Genomic DNA, 16,187 nt, shown 5'->3' on the forward strand with positions numbered 1-16,187 from the left:
AGAGGGGGTTTATAAGCGATAGCTTACAGACTCCCCTCTTTTTGTTTACTTAAGGCTTTTCACTGAATTGCGATGAATAATCTTGCCATTAATTAAGGTTCTGCCGTATTTTTCATTAGGATTATGAAGCTTTTCCATTATTATTTTTACAGCAGCCTTTGACATTTCTTTAATATTTACCTCAACCGTTGTGAGCAGCGGCTCCGTTAAAGCAGCGTAAATCGAATTATCAAAGCCGACAACTGAGCAGTCATCCGGTACTTGATAGCCGTTTTTTTGCAGGTTGTTAATCAGATTATAGGCAATCTCATCATTATTGCATACAAACGCTGTCGGCATGTCATCAGGAAAGCTTATATCAATATATCTGCCTCGCTCATCACGATCATTAATAATATAATCCTGCCTCAATTCAATTCGATGCTCTAACAGCGACTTGTAGTAGCCTAGAAATCTGTCTTGTATGCTGCTAGTCGCATATATGTTGCCGACATAGGCAATTTTTTTGTGGCCGTTTTCCACAAGGTAATTCGTTAATTCAAAACCGCCGAAGAAATTGTCTGTCAGCACAGAATCAATTTCGTTTTGATCTGTGTAAAAGTCTAAAAAGATTACAGGACTGTCAATCTTCTGTATCTCTTTCACATAATCGTTGCCGATCTGCCCAAGAATAATGAAGCCGTCGACCTTTTTCTCACTGTAGATTCGCGGCAATACTAGCTGGTCCTCATCCTCCTGACCCAAAATATAAAGGATGCCAGAGTAATGATAGCCATCAAGGATTCTTGTCAACATTTGATAAAATTGCAGATAGAATGATTGTGTCTTCCCTGTGAAGCGCTCTGGAATGACAATACCTAAATTGTAAGACAGCCCATCCTTGATTGACTTTGCATGTGTATTAAAACGGTAGCCCATCTCATCTGCCAATTGCTTTATTTTCTCTTTTAATTCTTCACTGACCCCATCTTTATCATTTAGCGCTTTGGAGACAGTCACACTGCTGACACCTAATTTATTGGCGATGTCACGCATCGTAACATTGCTTCTCACAAAAATTCCTCCGATATAAAATAGTTCTAACAACATAATACATTCATGGAAATACTATACTATAAGATTCGCATTTTCTACATCCAAAAGCAAATCATGCAGACTACATATCCGCAAAAAAGGCATGTACTTTGTCTCCTAATGTCCTTATATACTCATGGCCATACTCAAAATAGATCAGCATCTTCTTATCTGATTGAATTTTATTGTAGGCTGCAAATTGCGTAGAAGGCGGACAAATCTCATCCTCCATCCCTGTTGCCCACAATACATCCGCCTTGATTCTGTCAGCAAGATGCTGGATATCTATATACCCTAATTTTTCGAATACCGCTTCCTCCCGCTCATGATTAGGATCAATAAATTTGAAGTAATAATGAATTTCTTCATAAGCAGAACTCGCTATATCAAGCTCCCATGCCCTTTTAAAGTCGGAAAGAAACGGGTAGACAGCAGCTGTTTTCCTGATTTGAGGCTCAAGACTTGAACAAGCAACCGCCAGGGCTCCGCCTTGTGAGGCACCGTAAGCGCCCACTCTTGATTCATCAACCTTCTCCATCGCAAACAAAATTCTAGCTGCCTGAACCGTATCTAAATAAACATTGCGGTAATACAGTTTGGCTGTATCCTCTTCGTCTATCCCTCTGATGATATGCCCTTTTAATGTTGTGCCCTTTACTTGAAGAGTATCTTCAGAAAGCCCGCCTTGTCCGCGGCAATCCATCGCCAGAATCGTATAGCCTTCAGCAGCATAGCCGATTTTATCAATCCAGTCACCGCTGTTCACATGATAGCCATGAAACCAAAGCAAACCAGGACCTTTCTCTGTTTGCCCTTTTGGTCGGACAAGCTGGCAATGCACTTTCGCACCATTGATACCTGTAAAGTATAAATGATAACATTCTGCCACCCTGCTTTCGAATGCAGCTGGGATTAACTCATATTCTAACGAGTGCTCATTTAATTCTTGCAGGCCTAAGTTCCAATAAGCATCAAAATCAGCTGGCTTTGGATTTATTCCTTTGTATTGATTTAGTGCATCCAAGGGCATATCGAATTTCATCAGGCATTCCTCCATTTTATTTTTCGTGATTTTATGTATGCGTTATCATTTTGTTTAACTTAAACGATAACTTAATTATAAAACGTTATGAAGTTAACCGTCAATAGAGAGAAAGTTTCCTAGAATGCAAAATAAAAAAGTGATTTCTATGTGAAATCACTTCTGACTGCCGACAAACCTAGTGTTTTTAAGTTATTTTTATTTTAAAGCGGTTGAGAGTTCTCCGAAGTCTACGCTCGCTTTCCGCGGATATACACCGCTTCTCGGCAAACTTTCTGCTTCAAGTGGCCTTTTTTACTTCATTGTGCATTCTATTATTTTTTCCCTTTAATTCGCTCTAAAATATCATTACCAAATAATATAGCTAGAATAAAACTACAAACATATAACTCAATATTTTTAGGCAAAAATTTCAATACCCATATAGACATCATAATAGTAGATATGGTTAGAAGATTAATTTTTTCCTCTTGTTTCAATTTTTTTAAATTTGTCACCAATACAATATAGCCAATTGGTGGCGTAAGAATGCAAATGCAATATAGAAATTTTTTTCTTAAATACCAAGGAGATTTTTCCACCATGCAAATCCTTCCAATAAACTATATTTTATTAAAAATTAAATGGGAATAACCATCGTTAACGTTTTTGCAATTTCCGTTTGCCACCCAATTAGGCATACTAGATACCAATGTATTGATTCCACGGTATGCCTTATTTTCAATAGTATCAGTAACTCCTATAAAATTATTTGTTACTTTAATTAGAAGAAATACTTTAATAGCTTTTTTCCATTTCCTTATTGACTCTTTCATATCAAATAGTTTCTTTCTCTCCCTACCCAAATCCTTTGCGTTCACAAAAAGGTCATAATGTTTCGTAAGCTTGGTTTCACAAATAAGTCATATTAATTTAGACCAAGGTTGAATATAAATTAATCACTTTAACATGTTATATTTTAATACCGTTCAATAAGATTAAAAGAACTTCCATTTATGACATAATACACCTGTTTGAATTTTAGGCTTAAAGCTAAAAAGCCCCAGTCGAATGTTTAATTCGACTGGGGCTTTTCTACTATACGAGGTGATTTCTATACGAAACCACTTTTTTCAACCATATTAGAAGCCGTTATTTTCTGCGACTGTTTTAAACCATTGTCCACTCTTTTTAATTGTGCGTTCTCCGTCTTTTTCAAGATTAACAGACACAAAGCCATATCTGTTCTTGTAAGCATTTGTCCAAGACCAGTTATCCATGAATGTCCATAGATGATATCCTTTTACGTTAGAACCTTCCTCGATTGCTTGATGAACCCATTTAAGATGGCCTGAAATGAATTCAATCCGGTAATCATCCTGAATGATTCCATTAGGATCACGGAACTTTTCTTCTCCTTCAACACCCATCCCATTTTCTGAGATAAAGCATTCAATATTGCCGTAGTTATCTTTCAAATTAATAAGAATATCATATATTCCTTTTTCATAGATTTCCCAGCCGCGGTGAGGATTCATTTTTCTGCCTGGCATCACATAGTTATCAAAATAGCGATCTGGCATAAACGGAGCTTCTGGATTTGGAAGATGCTCTTTTGCTTTCACTCGTCTTGGCTGGTAGTAATTGACACCAAGCAAGTCGACTGTATTGTTGCGGATGATTTCCAAATCTCCATCCTCTATTTCAGGCATAAAGCCTTCCTCTTTAAGAATATCAACAAGCTCCTGCGGGAATTCCCCTTTCACAGACGGATCAAGAAACGATCTGTTAAAGAAGGCATCAGCAAGCACAGAGGCTTTTACATCTGCCGGATTTTGGCTGCGCGGATATGATGGTGTTAAGTTTAGAACGATACCAATTTTTCCATCTTGTCCTTGTTTTTTATAGGCTTGAATTGCTTTTGCACTTGCAAGTATTGTATGATAGCCGACTTTGACAGCCTTCTTAAAGTCTACTTCATTTGGATAGTGGAAGTCATACAAATAACCGCCTTCTACTGGAACGATTGGTTCATTATGAGTAAACCATTTTTTCACACGGTCCCCAAACAGCTCGAAGCAAGTGCCAGTATAAGCTACATATGCATCAACCACTTCTCTGTTTGCCCAACCTCCGATTTTCTGCAGTTCCATTGGCATATCGAAGTGAAACAAGCCGACAAATGGCTCTACGCCATTTTCAATGAATTCATTAATAACATTATTGTAGAATTCAACTGCTTTCGGGTTTATTTCTCCTTTACCCTCTGGGAAAAGCCTTGACCAAGAAATAGACATGCGGAAGGAGTTATGGCCAATTTCCTTCATTAGTTTAATATCTTCCTTATACTTTACATAAAATTGTGATGTATCTGATGGCCCAACTCCATCAAAAAAACGTTCTGGCTGTTGTTCGTACCAGTAATCCCATATATTTTGTCCTTTTCCGTCAACATTAGCTGCTCCCTCTGTTTGTGTTGCAGATGCAGCAGATCCCCACCAAAAATTATCTGGAAAACGATATTTCACTTCATTATTTACAGTCATTGCGTAATTCCCCTTTCAAAAACCTATCTAAGATGTATTGCTTATAGGAAAAAGCAGGAATACTGCGCTTTGCTGCCGCTAAAGCCAATACTCTGCTTCCTCCCTTCTACAATTGAGTTATATTAAGATGCTTTATTCATTTCTTCTTCTTCCTTCTTCACATTGACACGGTCAATGACTTTCAGGAATGGGAACCAGATTGCAAATACAATCGCCATATTGACAAGCTGCATCAGTCCTCCTGCAAGGGAGTTAGTAGCCATGATGCCGTTGATGAAGAATGGCACAGTCCATGGCACGGTAACGCCAGTAGGCGGCGGAACAATTCCAGTTGACATTGCAAAATAGGTTACTAATGTAACAATCATTGGCGAAATAATCCAAGGCACTACAATCAATGGGTTCATAACTATTGGCAAACCGAAGATAATCGGTTCATTTACGTTGAAAATACCAGGTCCAAGTCCAAGTTTTGCTACTTGCTTCATCTGCTTGCTCTTCATGAATACAAGGATTGCAAATACTACTGCAAGTGTCATACCTGTACCACCCATGCCGACTGTATAAATCTCCATGAACGGTTTTGAAATGATATGAGGGATTTCTTGTCCGCTCGTATATGCAGTCAAGTTTTCCACTTGAAGTGTGTTCCAAATTGGATCCATTACAGAGTTGATGATAATTTGACCATGAAGACCAAAGAACCATAGAATCTGAATGAAGAATACGGCAATAAGTGTCGGAATGATGCCGCTGCCCAAGCCTACAAGCGGTGCTTGAATTGCTTTATAAATAACATCATGCAGATTTGTATCGAAAGCTGCTGTTACAATAACATTCACAAGCAAGAAGAAAGTCAATGTAAGAACGGCAGGAATCAATGCTGCAAACGATTTTGCCACTGCTGGCGGTACACCAGGAGGCATCTTAATAGTGATATTCTTTTGCACGATTGTACGATAAATTTCACCGGCAATAAATGCTGTAATCATACCAAGGAACATGCCCTTCGCACCGAGGCGATCGACAGGAATAACCCCGGAAATAGCATCACCTGTCTCAGGCTGAACGACGAATGGCGTTAATAATAAGAAAGAAACAAGTGCGATTGCACCGCCAAACACAGCCTCCACATTATAGCTTTTGGACAGGTAATAACCGATACCAAACACGACGAACACAGACATGATGCCCATTGTTGCAGAGTTGGCAATTCCAAATAATGATTGGAAGGTTGCAATAGAATCAGCACTCATGAATTTTTTCAAGAATGGCAGGTTTGTCAGTACGACAAAAATGGACCCGAAAATTGTCAACGGAAATGACAGCATAAATGCGTCACGCAGAACAGTTAAATAACGGTTGTTATTTAATTTCCCTGCTATTGGCACCAAATATTTGCTTAATTTTTCAAACACAGGATTCTCCCCCTTTGGATATACAGTAATGTTTATAATTTCTTTTCTTTAAAAATTTCCAGCAATTCCTTAACAAGCTCCTTCATGGAAAGTGTAGACATTAAATGGTCTTCTGCATGCATTAGAAGAAGAGCGAATTCCACCTTGTTTCCAGATGCCTCCTGCTGAACAAGCTTAAAGTGAATTTCATGAGCAACACTTAAATCTGCCTCTGCCTGTACAAGCAGCTCGTCTGCTGCTTCCGGGTTCCCAGAACGATACTCACGGAGTGCTTCAATGATTTTGCTTCTTGCATTGCCGCTGTGAAGGATAAGCATGAAATTGATTTGTTCTGCCGTTAATGTATTAACATCAATCTTTTCCATTACTTATCACCCATTAAAGCAAGTGCTTGTTCATACGCTTTTTTACCGTCTGCCAAGCCATATGCCATCATGTCGATAACATCTACTTTAATTCCATATTGATCTGCTGCTTTTTGAAGTTCACCCTTCAAGAAGCTCATTTGCGGCCCAATCAAAACTACATCTGCTTCAGCCATATCTTGCTTAGCTTTGTCCTGACCGACAGCCCAAATTTTTGCATCTGCTCCAACTGATTTTGCATGTTCTTCCATCTTTGTAACTAGTAAACTAGTAGACATTCCTGCACTGCAAGCTAGTAATATCTTTTTCATATCGATCATGCTCCTTTATCTTTTATATATTCTATTTCACTAAATCGTTTTCAAAAACCGCTTACATTTATTATTATAATCATTTAATACTATTTGTCTATACATTTAAAAAATAAAATGTAATCATTTTCATTATTTGAAAATAGACAAAAAAAAGATGCCAAGATGGCACCTTCTGTAGTTCTCTTTCTTCCTATTGTATCTGCTGCAGTCCTTTTATCATCACCCGTAAACTTAATAGGAAGTCATCCTTTGACTTCAAACCTTCATTTGGCGAAAGAAAATGGTGATAAATATATGGAGCTTCTTCTTTTGAAATTTCGGCAATAGCTTGGGAGAACTTCTCTTGGATTGCTTCAAATCCAATTTCTTCAAGCAGTCTTTGCTGTTTTTGCTCGTCGAGTACGTATGCCGTCACATATGTATTGATATTGTTAACGGCCTGAAAAATTTTGTCCTCTTGCAAGCCTGCTCGGTGAAAAATGGCGAATGTCCTGTCAATCAGCAGCAACCGCTGCCTTGTTACAGGCAATGTATCCATCATTATTTCTGCTCCATCGGGAACAGACAATAATACTCTCCTTAATTCAAGGGAGAATAACTCAATTTCTTCCTCCCAGCTTTTGCATTCTTCCGGAAATTCAAATTGGCTTGATATGTATTCAGCAAGCAGCTGCAATAGCTCCTGTTTATTTTTTATATACCAATATAAGGCTGGGGCCTTTATTTTCAGCTTAGCTGCAACATTTCGCATCGTCACATGCGATAAGCCGTTTTCATGAAGCAGCTCAAGGGCCGCATCTGTTATCGTTTCTTTGCTGACATTTTTTCTCGTCATGAAAGTCACCTCTTATACTTATATTGTATATTATTTGTGGCAATAATTCTTTACTAACCTATTTAACCATGTTAAACTGCATATTGTTCATTTAACACTGTTAAATAAGAAAAGAGGGTTATACTGTATGTCTTCTAATCAGACAAAATTAGTTCCTGTTATGATTGCTTTAATGCTTGGTATTTTTGTTGCGTCTCTTGACAACACAATCGTAGCCACTAGCATGGGTTCCATTATCGGTGACTTAGGCGGAATGGATAAATATGTTTGGGTTACTTCCGCTTATTTAGTTGCAGAGATGGCAGGTATGCCGATATTCGGGAAATTATCAGATATGTATGGCAGAAAGAAGTTTTTTGTATTTGGAATTCTCCTATTTCTAGCTGGCTCTGTCCTTTGCGGAATGGCAGACTCGATGATACAGCTATGTATTTACAGGGCAATTCAAGGAATTGGCGGAAGCGCCTTGATGCCTATCGCTTTCACTATTATCTGGGATGTCGTGCCTCGTGAGGTCCGCGGTAAAATGAGCGGTATTTTCGGAGCTGTCTTTGGGTTATCGAGCATCGCCGGTCCTTTATTAGGATCCTTTATTACAGAGCAATTCGATTGGCGCTGGATCTTCTTTATTAACATTCCAATCGGAATTATCGCATTAGCATTAATCGTTATTTTTTATAAAGAATCTAAAACACATACGAAACAATTCATTGATTGGTTCGGATTCATATTTTTGCTCGGCTTTACAATAGCTTTAATGTTTGGACTGGAACTAGGCGGAGAATCCTATTCATGGATTTCATGGCAAATCATTTCCCTGTTTTGTCTATCTGCCGTCTGCTTTATCATCTTTCTTGTAGTGGAAAGATTGGCGAAAGATCCGATTTTGCCATTCAACTTATTTAAAGAACGTCTTTATACAACAACTGTATTAACAGGCATGTTTTACGGCGGTGTATTTATGGTCTCAACTATCTATATCCCCCTTTATATCCAAGGAGTAACTGGTGGAACGGCTACCAACTCAGGGCTGCTTCTTTTGCCAATGATGGTAACATCAAGTATTGCAGCAGCACTTGGCGGATCACTTGCCAATAAATTCAGCTATCGATCCATCATGCTTACTTCCGGAATCATCATGGCTGTCGGAACATATTTGTTAAGCACCCTTGAACCAAGCACACCACGCTTAGCTGTTACTATCTATATGATGGTAATTGGACTTGGAGTAGGACCGTCATTCTCGGTGCTTGGAATGGCTGCGCTGCAGAAAGCTTTACCGCAGCAACGCGGAATTGCCAGCTCGACAAGCAATTTTCTCCGGTCACTTGGCATGACACTGGGAATTACTGTTTTCGGAGTAATTCAAAGAAACAGCTTTACTGACGGACTTCCGGCAGCAATGCAGGAAGGAGCAGGCAGCGCAGAAAGCGGAAGTATTCTCTCACCTGAAGCAAGAGCACATATCCCTGCAGATATTCTGAAGCAGATTACAGATGTACTCGCAGACTCAATCAGCACAACTTTCCTGTGGACCTTTGTTCCCCTGCTGCTGTCATTTGTGTTTATCCTGTTCATGAGCAAAGAAAAAATTACCGATTCGAAATTAAATCAACAAGGCTAAAAAGCAGAAAGGGACCACTGTACAGAAACAGTGGTCCTTTTGCTGTTAAATCTTTTTCTCTCTTATTGACACTCGGTGGATATGAATCATGAAGTAGGCAAGCTCATCCTTCGTCATTTTCATGGAATATTCCTTTTCCAAGTAATCGGCAACCTTCATTGTACATTTATATGCTTCGGCATATTGTCTTTTGACTTGGTTATAAAGAGCGTCATTATGCTCATCATTTATTTCTCCGCGCAGCATACGGTAGGCAAAATAGCGCAAATGTGTAACGAACCGGCTGTAATTGACTGATTCCTCATTAAAGTCTATTCCATAATGATATTTAACGATATTCGTCACATCTTTAACGATATTTGTCATCGTTACGGTTTCTTCCAAGCCAGTATTATCTTGCCTTGCATTAAAGATATGCAGTGCGATGGAGGCAACCTCATCTTCCGGGAGCTCCATACCTGTTCTTTCCTTAATCAGTCCAAGAGCAATGCGGGCAACATGATATTCGGCTTTATAAAACTTCTTCACTTCCCACATTAATGCGTTTTTGATGGGGATGTCATTTTTAATTCTCGTAATGGCAAAGTGGATATGATCCGATAACGATAAATACAACGAATCGTTCAGCTCTGTATGCAATTCCCTCTCTGCAAGCTCAATAATGTCTTTTGAAAGTGACATAATCTCATAAGGAATTTCATTTAAAAGCTCAGAAAGCTTGGCCGCGAAGTTTTCCGAAGGCGAGACAAATACCTTTTGCACTTTCTCTTCATCTATTTCATCTCCGACCTTTTTCTGAAATGCAAGTCCCTTGCCCATCACTACCATTTCCGTAGAATTAAGGTCTCTAGTCAAAGCGACGTTATTATTAAATACTTTTAAAATTTTCATTCTAATCACTTTTCCTTCGAATTTTATCATAAAAAAACCCGAACCAAATAAACTCATAGATAAACTGCTTTGCTCCATAAGTTTAGTTGATTCAGGTTTTGCCTGCCTAACAGTAACAATCCTTACTAAACCTATTATAGATGATAACGTTTTCTATTGCAAGAATATTATGCATCAATATTACTAGAAAAAACCGCTTTTTCCCTTCTAAATTATTCCACTAATCATTTAGAAGAACGCAAAAAGAATTTCAAAAAGGTATTTCTTTTGGTGCGTCGAATAAGTTACTTAAAACAATCATTATCCTTAAAAAAAAGCAAAGTGAGGGTTTGTTTTGCTAATAAACGACCAACAAAATAAGCTTATGTTATTTCTAATAGAACACCAGTCTACATTTATCAATGAATGGATTAATATGTCCGTCTTTGAAAACGATGATCCTCATAAGGCGGAAATTGAGAAAAATGCTGTGACGATGTATGGACTTCTCATAAAGGCATTGTCAGATACTTATTCCGAAGCTGAGCTCCAAGAGTTTGCCTATAAGGTTGGCAAACAACGGCTTGAAGCCGGCATTAATATTGGCGATTTCATCTTTAACGTAAATACAGGCAGAAGCATTCTGATTAAATATTGCTTTCAAGCACAGCTGCCGCACCATGAATTAGAATCTTTCGTCAACAATCTAAACAGTCTATTTGATTCTTTCTGCTATCATGCAGTGAAAAGGTACACCCAGCTAAAAAATCGGGAACTGCATACGAAAACTAAATATATCAATGAAAACCATATGGATAAGCTTGCGATTCTTGGACAAATTTCCTCCAGCTTTGTTCATGAATTTAGAAACCCCCTTACAGCCATAATCGGGTTCAATAAAATCTTGCGCGATGAATACCCTGATTTAAAATACTTGGATATTATTCAACATGAACTGAACGAATTGAATTTCAGAATTACACAATTTCTTCATACCTCCAAAACGGAAATCGTTAAAAAAGGGAAGGAGAATGTTGCGATTGATCTGCTTTTTGATAATTTAAAGCAGCTTTGCTATGCGAGCACAGTTGATAACAAAATTAATCTGACAATCGATAAAGCGAAGCCGCTCTTCCTTTATACGTTTAAAGACGAATTAAAACAGGTGTTGCTCAACCTGATAATGAATTCAATTGATGCATTAAAGCAAAGGTCCTCCAGCAGAGAATTAAGGATAAGCACCACAAAGAATGCTAAAGAAGTAATCTTTGTTATTTCCAATAATGGCCCGATGATTGAAGAGGAAAACACAAAGACTATTTTCGAACCGTTCTACACAACAAAAGAGCTTGGGACAGGGATTGGCTTATTCGTATGTAAACAAATTATTGAAAAAATCGGCGGCACTATTTATTGTAAGTCTGACGAGAATTGGACCTCTTTTTTCATTCATCACCCGATATCATCTTAAAGTAAGAAGCAAAAAAGTGTGCAGAGACTCTGCACACTCTTCTTTTATTATTTGTAGAATTTCACACGATCTTCTAATGGCTTGAATTCTTTTTCACCTGGTTGTGCAGTTGGTTTACCGAATGGCATTTGAGCGATAAGCTTCCATGTAGAAGGTATATTCCACTCTGCTGCAACAGCTTCGTCAATCAATGGGTTGTAGTGCTGCAAGGATGCACCAAATCCAACCTCTTCAAGCGCTGTCCAAATTACTAATTGATGCATTGCATTTGTTTGGTTTGCCCATACTGGGAAGTTTTCTGCATACAATTCAAATGCTTTTTGCAAGCCTTCAATAACTTCTTGGTCTTCGAAGAACAATACTGTTCCGTAGCCAGCCTTAAAGCTGTTCAGCTTTTCTTCTGTTGATGCAAAGTTCTCTGCAGGTACAATTTTCTTTAGCTCTGCTGCTGTAATATCCCAAACTTTATCATGATTATCGTTCAAAAGAACAACCACTCTTGTGCTTTGAGAATTGAAAGAAGAAGGAGTATGAAGTACTGCTTCATTCACAATTTGTTGAATTTTTTCATCAGATACAACCTGTTCTTTGCTGATTGCATAATAAGAACGGCGGTTTTTAATTGTTTCTAAAATACTCATTTTGATTACCCTCCAAAAGTTATTTCGTTACTACCTTTAACTATGTAAATGTAAATAACGGTTATCATTCATAATTACTCAGCGAGATATCTCAACATAACATATCTCTACTTCAAGATAAAATTATTATAACACTCTAGAAAATAATGTCAACTTTTTCTTCTTACAGACAGAAAAAACCTGAAAAAATTTTTCTTTCAGGTTTTTTACTCCCTTAAAAGTCTATTTCTGCCAACAGTTCATAAGATCTCACCTTATCTTCAAACTCGTAAACATTAGTCAAAACCATAAATTCCTCTGTGTTATAAAGCTCACTAAGACGAAGAAGCTCTGACCGAACAGTTTCTTTAGTACCGATAATCATTCTCCGGCGATTTTCCTTTATCGCTTTTTTATCGTCTGGTGACAGAACTTTGCGGTTAACCTGTTCCGGACTGAGAATTTCTGCATTCGCTTCCCCTTTACCAAGTGCCAGCAGCCATAAATCTAGACTCGCAGCCATTTGTTCTGCTTTTTCAGTAGTATCTGCACATATAACAAAAGTGCAAATATTGGCTTTCGGCTTGCTTGCATGAACAGACGGCTGAAAATATTTGTAATAATAATCCATTGCCCTTCTTCCATTCAATGGTGCAATGAAATGACCAAAGGTAAAAGCTAACCCCAGTTCTGCTGCTAGTCTTGCACCGCGATGGGACACTCCAAGCATCCACATTTCAGGAAAGCTTTCATGAACAGGGTAAGCAGTAACAGTATGCTTATCCTGTTGATTGCCGACAATGAATTTCTGCAAATCCTGCACTTGCCTTGGGAATTCATTTAAGCTTTTCCGAATGCCATCCGTTAAGGCTAGCCGTGTCTCAGGAGATCCTCCTGGGGACCTGCCAATTCCTAAATCGATACGATTTGGATACAAAGCTTCGAGCACCTTAAAGTTCTCTGCTACTTTATAAGGACTGTATTGGGGCAGCAGTACACCGCCTGAGCCTACTTTAATGCGCTTTGTTTTTGCGGCTATATGGGAAATCAGCACTTCTGGTGAGGTGCCTGCAATGCCGTTCGCATTATGATGCTCTGCCACCCAAAAACGTTCAAATCCTAGTTCTTCCGTTATTTGTGCTAATGCTGCTGTATTCTTTAAGGCAGTATGAGCTGTCGACCCACTGCTGATCACGGATTGATCTAATACACTTAATCTCAATCTCCCTGCTCCTCCGATCAACTTTTATTTGCTTCTATTATTATAAACTGATTTGCAGGGATATACTTAAAACGTGCTCATGTAAAAAAAACCCTTAAGCAAGCCTGCTTAAAGGTTTAAACTTTTTCTTATTTCTTTTCGACCGCATGCCCGCCGAACTCATTGCGAAGTGCCGCTACAACTTTACCTGTAAATGTATCGTTCTCAAGTGAACGGTAGCGCATTAGAAGCGACATGGCAATAACAGGAGTTGCTGCTTGTAAATCAAGTGCTGTTTCAACTGTCCATTTTCCTTCTCCTGAAGAATGCATAATCCCTTTAATCTCATCTAATTTAGCATCTTTAGAGAATGCATTCTCTGTCAATTCCATCAGCCATGAGCGAATAACAGAACCGTTGTTCCAAACCTTTGCAACCTTTTCATAATCGTAGTCGAATTCACTTTTCTCCAGTACTTCAAATCCTTCTCCGATAGCTGCCATCATGCCGTATTCAATTCCATTATGGACCATTTTCAAGAAGTGTCCGCTGCCGGCTTTACCAGCAAAGAAATAGCCATTTTCAACAGCAGTATCACGGAATATCGGTTCAACTACATCCCATGCAGCTTGATCGCCGCCAATCATGTAGCATGCGCCGTTTCTTGCTCCTGCCATACCGCCGGATGTACCAACATCCATAAAGTGCACACCAAATTCCTTCAGCTCATTATATCTGCGGATTGATTCTTTGTAATGGGAATTTCCAGCCTCAATTACAATATCTCCTTTAGCTAATAATGGAGCCATCTCACCTATTACAGAATCGACCACATTATGAGGTACCATAATCCAAAGCACTCTCGGTGTTTCCAATGATTGAACAAGCTCTGTTAAGCTAGTCGTTCCATCCGCACCATATTCCTTCATTTCGGATACAGCGCTTGGATTTAAATCGAAGGCTGAAACTTGATGTTTATTATCCAATAAATTTTTCCCTAAATTTAGACCCATCTTCCCTAAACCAATTAAACCAACTTTCATTATTAAACCCCTCCTGATTAACTGTGAAAAAAATGTATTATTACGAAGCCTAACATATTGGCAATGTTTGAAACCTTATACGAACAATGTGAGACAGTTGATAATACCTATATCATGTTCCAATTCCAATGCCGCTATGTTATGTCATCGAAACTAATTTACTTAAGCTTTCCGGCTTGCTGTACAACCACCATTTATATCCATTTTCGGCAAGCAGTTTATCAGATGCTTCTGGTCCATTTGAGCCAGCTGGATAGAAATGAAGCGGAACCTCATTTTGTTCAAATGCATCTAAAATCGGCTGTACCCATTCCCAAGATAATTCCACTTCATTCCAATGAGCAAAGAAAGTAGAATCTCCCTTAATTGCATCAAAAATCAACCGTTCATATGCCTCTGGAACGTCTTTTGGAACATCTGAGAGATCAATTTCAACCTGATCCATTTTTCCATTTTCGAATGGGCTCTTGCTGTTAAGTGTTAATTTAATATTTTCATTCGGGCTGATTTCAATAATCAACAGATTAGGTGCAACTTGATCCTTTTTCTCTTCATAGAGATTTTTAAGGGTATCCTTGAATTCAATGACAATACGGGTTGATTTTTCCTGCATCTTCTTCCCTGTTCTAATATAGAATGGGACCCCTTCCCACATCTCATTGTCAATCCAAATCCGCGCTGCTATAAATGTATCTGTATGAGAATTTTCTTTAATATTCGGCTCATCTCGATAGCTCACAGAAGCTTGGCCATTCACTTCGCCACTGCTGTATTGTCCCCTGACAATATTTTCGGCAATATCCTCTCCCTTGACTGGACGAAGAGCTTCCATTACTTTTCGCTTCTCTGCACGAATTTGCTCTGGACCTACCTTTTCTGGAGTATGCATAGCAGTCATCATCAGCATTTGCAGCATATGGTTTTGCACCATATCACGAAGAGCACCGACATGATCGTAATAGCCAGCCCTTTCTTCTACTCCTACCATCTCACTTGCTGTTATTTGGACATTTGCAATATGCTGTTTATTCCATAATGCCTGCAAAACAGGATTCGCAAATTCCAATGCTTCAAGATTTTGAACCATAGGCTTCCCTAAATAATGGTCAATGCGATAGATTTCTTCCTCTTGGAATGCTTTACTCAATCTCTCATTCAACTCTCTAGCTGACGCAAGGTCATGACCGAATGGCTTTTCAATAATCAATTTCTTCCATCCAGCCGTATTACCCAAACCGCTTTCCTTCAGGTTTAAGGCGATGAGATCAAAGAACTCTGGCCCAACAGACAGATAGAACATGCGATTTTGTGGTATGTTCAGTTCAGCTTCCCGCTTTTCCACCTTTTCCAACAGTGTTTGATAATCCTCTATTTTCGTTGCATCCAGGATGCTGTAACGGAAGCTTTCAATAAATGCCTCCAATTGTTCTTCGTCCGCAGCTTTTCTTCTCGAAAAAGTTTCGATTGAGTTTCGCACATGCTCTTGGAAAGTAGCATCCGTGAATTCTTTTCTTCCTAATCCGAAAACGGAGATGGCCTGCGGCAGCTTATTGTCTAAATATAAATTGAAAAGTGCAGGATATATTTTTCTCTTCGCAAGATCACCTGTCGCACCAAACAACACAAATGTCATTGATTCCATCACTTAAACCTCCATATCTAAAACCATTGATTGGTTATATGAGTTACTTTTTATTACCTTAGTTATTTATCATAACAATAATAAGCCTGTTAGTTTTTCATGTCAATTACAACAACTTCGCTACGCGAAGTATTTTCCCCAAA

General features: G+C 38.6%; 15 protein-coding genes. 2 read left to right on the forward strand and 13 right to left on the reverse strand.

Annotated elements, in window-relative coordinates:
• Positions 1 to 45 precede the first annotated feature (45 nt).
• From M3600_RS03290 to M3600_RS03325, 8 genes are all read right to left on the reverse strand, one after another.
• The gene (locus M3600_RS03290; RefSeq protein WP_233316565.1) at positions 46 to 1,053 is read right to left on the reverse strand and encodes a LacI family DNA-binding transcriptional regulator; all 1,008 of its coding nucleotides are present in this window, start codon (positions 1,051 to 1,053) and stop codon (positions 46 to 48) included.
• Positions 1,054 to 1,156: 103 nt separating this feature from the next.
• Positions 1,157 to 2,116 carry an acetylxylan esterase gene (locus M3600_RS03295; protein ID WP_251644726.1) on the reverse strand — a complete coding sequence of 320 codons (960 nt, stop codon included), beginning with the start codon at positions 2,114 to 2,116 and terminating at the stop codon, positions 1,157 to 1,159.
• A 314-nt stretch (positions 2,117 to 2,430) separates the two neighbouring features.
• A complete protein-coding gene (locus tag M3600_RS03300) occupies positions 2,431 to 2,700 on the reverse strand; it encodes a hypothetical protein (protein WP_251644727.1) in 270 nt (89 codons plus the stop codon).
• Between the two features lie 537 nt (positions 2,701 to 3,237).
• A complete protein-coding gene (locus M3600_RS03305) occupies positions 3,238 to 4,641 on the reverse strand; it encodes a glycoside hydrolase family 1 protein (protein ID WP_251644728.1) in 1,404 nt (467 codons plus the stop codon).
• Positions 4,642 to 4,763: 122 nt separating this feature from the next.
• Positions 4,764 to 6,059: a PTS cellobiose transporter subunit IIC gene (gene celB / locus M3600_RS03310; RefSeq protein WP_233316569.1), complete on the reverse strand. Its 1,296-nt coding sequence runs from the start codon at positions 6,057 to 6,059 to the stop codon at positions 4,764 to 4,766.
• Positions 6,060 to 6,091: 32 nt separating this feature from the next.
• Positions 6,092 to 6,424: a PTS sugar transporter subunit IIA gene (locus M3600_RS03315; RefSeq protein WP_233316570.1), complete on the reverse strand. Its 333-nt coding sequence runs from the start codon at positions 6,422 to 6,424 to the stop codon at positions 6,092 to 6,094.
• Positions 6,424 to 6,735, reverse strand: coding sequence for a PTS sugar transporter subunit IIB (locus M3600_RS03320; protein WP_233316571.1), 312 nt, complete (start codon positions 6,733 to 6,735; stop codon positions 6,424 to 6,426). Before M3600_RS03320 ends, M3600_RS03315 begins: the two co-directional genes overlap by 1 nt.
• A gap of 193 nt (positions 6,736 to 6,928) precedes the next feature.
• Positions 6,929 to 7,573: a TetR/AcrR family transcriptional regulator C-terminal domain-containing protein gene (locus M3600_RS03325; RefSeq protein WP_233316572.1), complete on the reverse strand. Its 645-nt coding sequence runs from the start codon at positions 7,571 to 7,573 to the stop codon at positions 6,929 to 6,931.
• Positions 7,574 to 7,700: 127 nt separating this feature from the next.
• Between M3600_RS03325 and M3600_RS03330 the strand changes: the two genes are divergently transcribed.
• Complete coding sequence (locus tag M3600_RS03330; protein ID WP_237941876.1) at positions 7,701 to 9,197, forward strand: MDR family MFS transporter; 1,497 nt, start codon at positions 7,701 to 7,703, stop codon at positions 9,195 to 9,197.
• A 45-nt stretch (positions 9,198 to 9,242) separates the two neighbouring features.
• Here M3600_RS03330 and licT read toward each other — a convergent pair whose 3' ends face one another.
• Complete coding sequence (gene licT, locus M3600_RS03335; protein WP_233316574.1) at positions 9,243 to 10,088, reverse strand: BglG family transcription antiterminator LicT; 846 nt, start codon at positions 10,086 to 10,088, stop codon at positions 9,243 to 9,245.
• A 334-nt stretch (positions 10,089 to 10,422) separates the two neighbouring features.
• On the opposite strand from licT, the gene M3600_RS03340 reads away from it, so the two are divergent.
• The gene (locus tag M3600_RS03340; RefSeq protein WP_233316575.1) at positions 10,423 to 11,538 is read left to right on the forward strand and encodes a histidine kinase N-terminal domain-containing protein; all 1,116 of its coding nucleotides are present in this window, start codon (positions 10,423 to 10,425) and stop codon (positions 11,536 to 11,538) included.
• Positions 11,539 to 11,585: 47 nt separating this feature from the next.
• On the opposite strand, the gene M3600_RS03345 is transcribed toward M3600_RS03340, so the two are convergent.
• The 4 genes from M3600_RS03345 to zwf form a co-directional block, all read right to left on the reverse strand.
• Entirely contained in the window at positions 11,586 to 12,179 is a 594-nt protein-coding gene (locus M3600_RS03345) for a nitroreductase family protein (RefSeq protein ID WP_233316576.1), read from the reverse strand.
• Between the two features lie 214 nt (positions 12,180 to 12,393).
• Positions 12,394 to 13,380, reverse strand: a complete 987-nt coding sequence (locus M3600_RS03350; protein WP_251644729.1) for an LLM class flavin-dependent oxidoreductase — start codon at positions 13,378 to 13,380, stop codon at positions 12,394 to 12,396.
• Positions 13,381 to 13,508: 128 nt separating this feature from the next.
• A complete protein-coding gene (gene gnd, locus M3600_RS03355; protein ID WP_233316578.1) occupies positions 13,509 to 14,402 on the reverse strand; it encodes a phosphogluconate dehydrogenase (NAD(+)-dependent, decarboxylating) in 894 nt (297 codons plus the stop codon).
• A gap of 139 nt (positions 14,403 to 14,541) precedes the next feature.
• Positions 14,542 to 16,044 (reverse strand): glucose-6-phosphate dehydrogenase, encoded by a 1,503-nt coding sequence (gene zwf, locus M3600_RS03360; protein WP_251644730.1) that lies wholly within the window; start codon positions 16,042 to 16,044, stop codon positions 14,542 to 14,544.
• Positions 16,045 to 16,187 lie beyond the last annotated feature (143 nt).

Origin of the sequence: Niallia sp. MER 6, assembly GCF_023714395.1 — a bacterium.
In the GTDB taxonomy this organism is placed as follows: Bacteria; Bacillota; Bacilli; order Bacillales; family Cytobacillaceae; genus Niallia.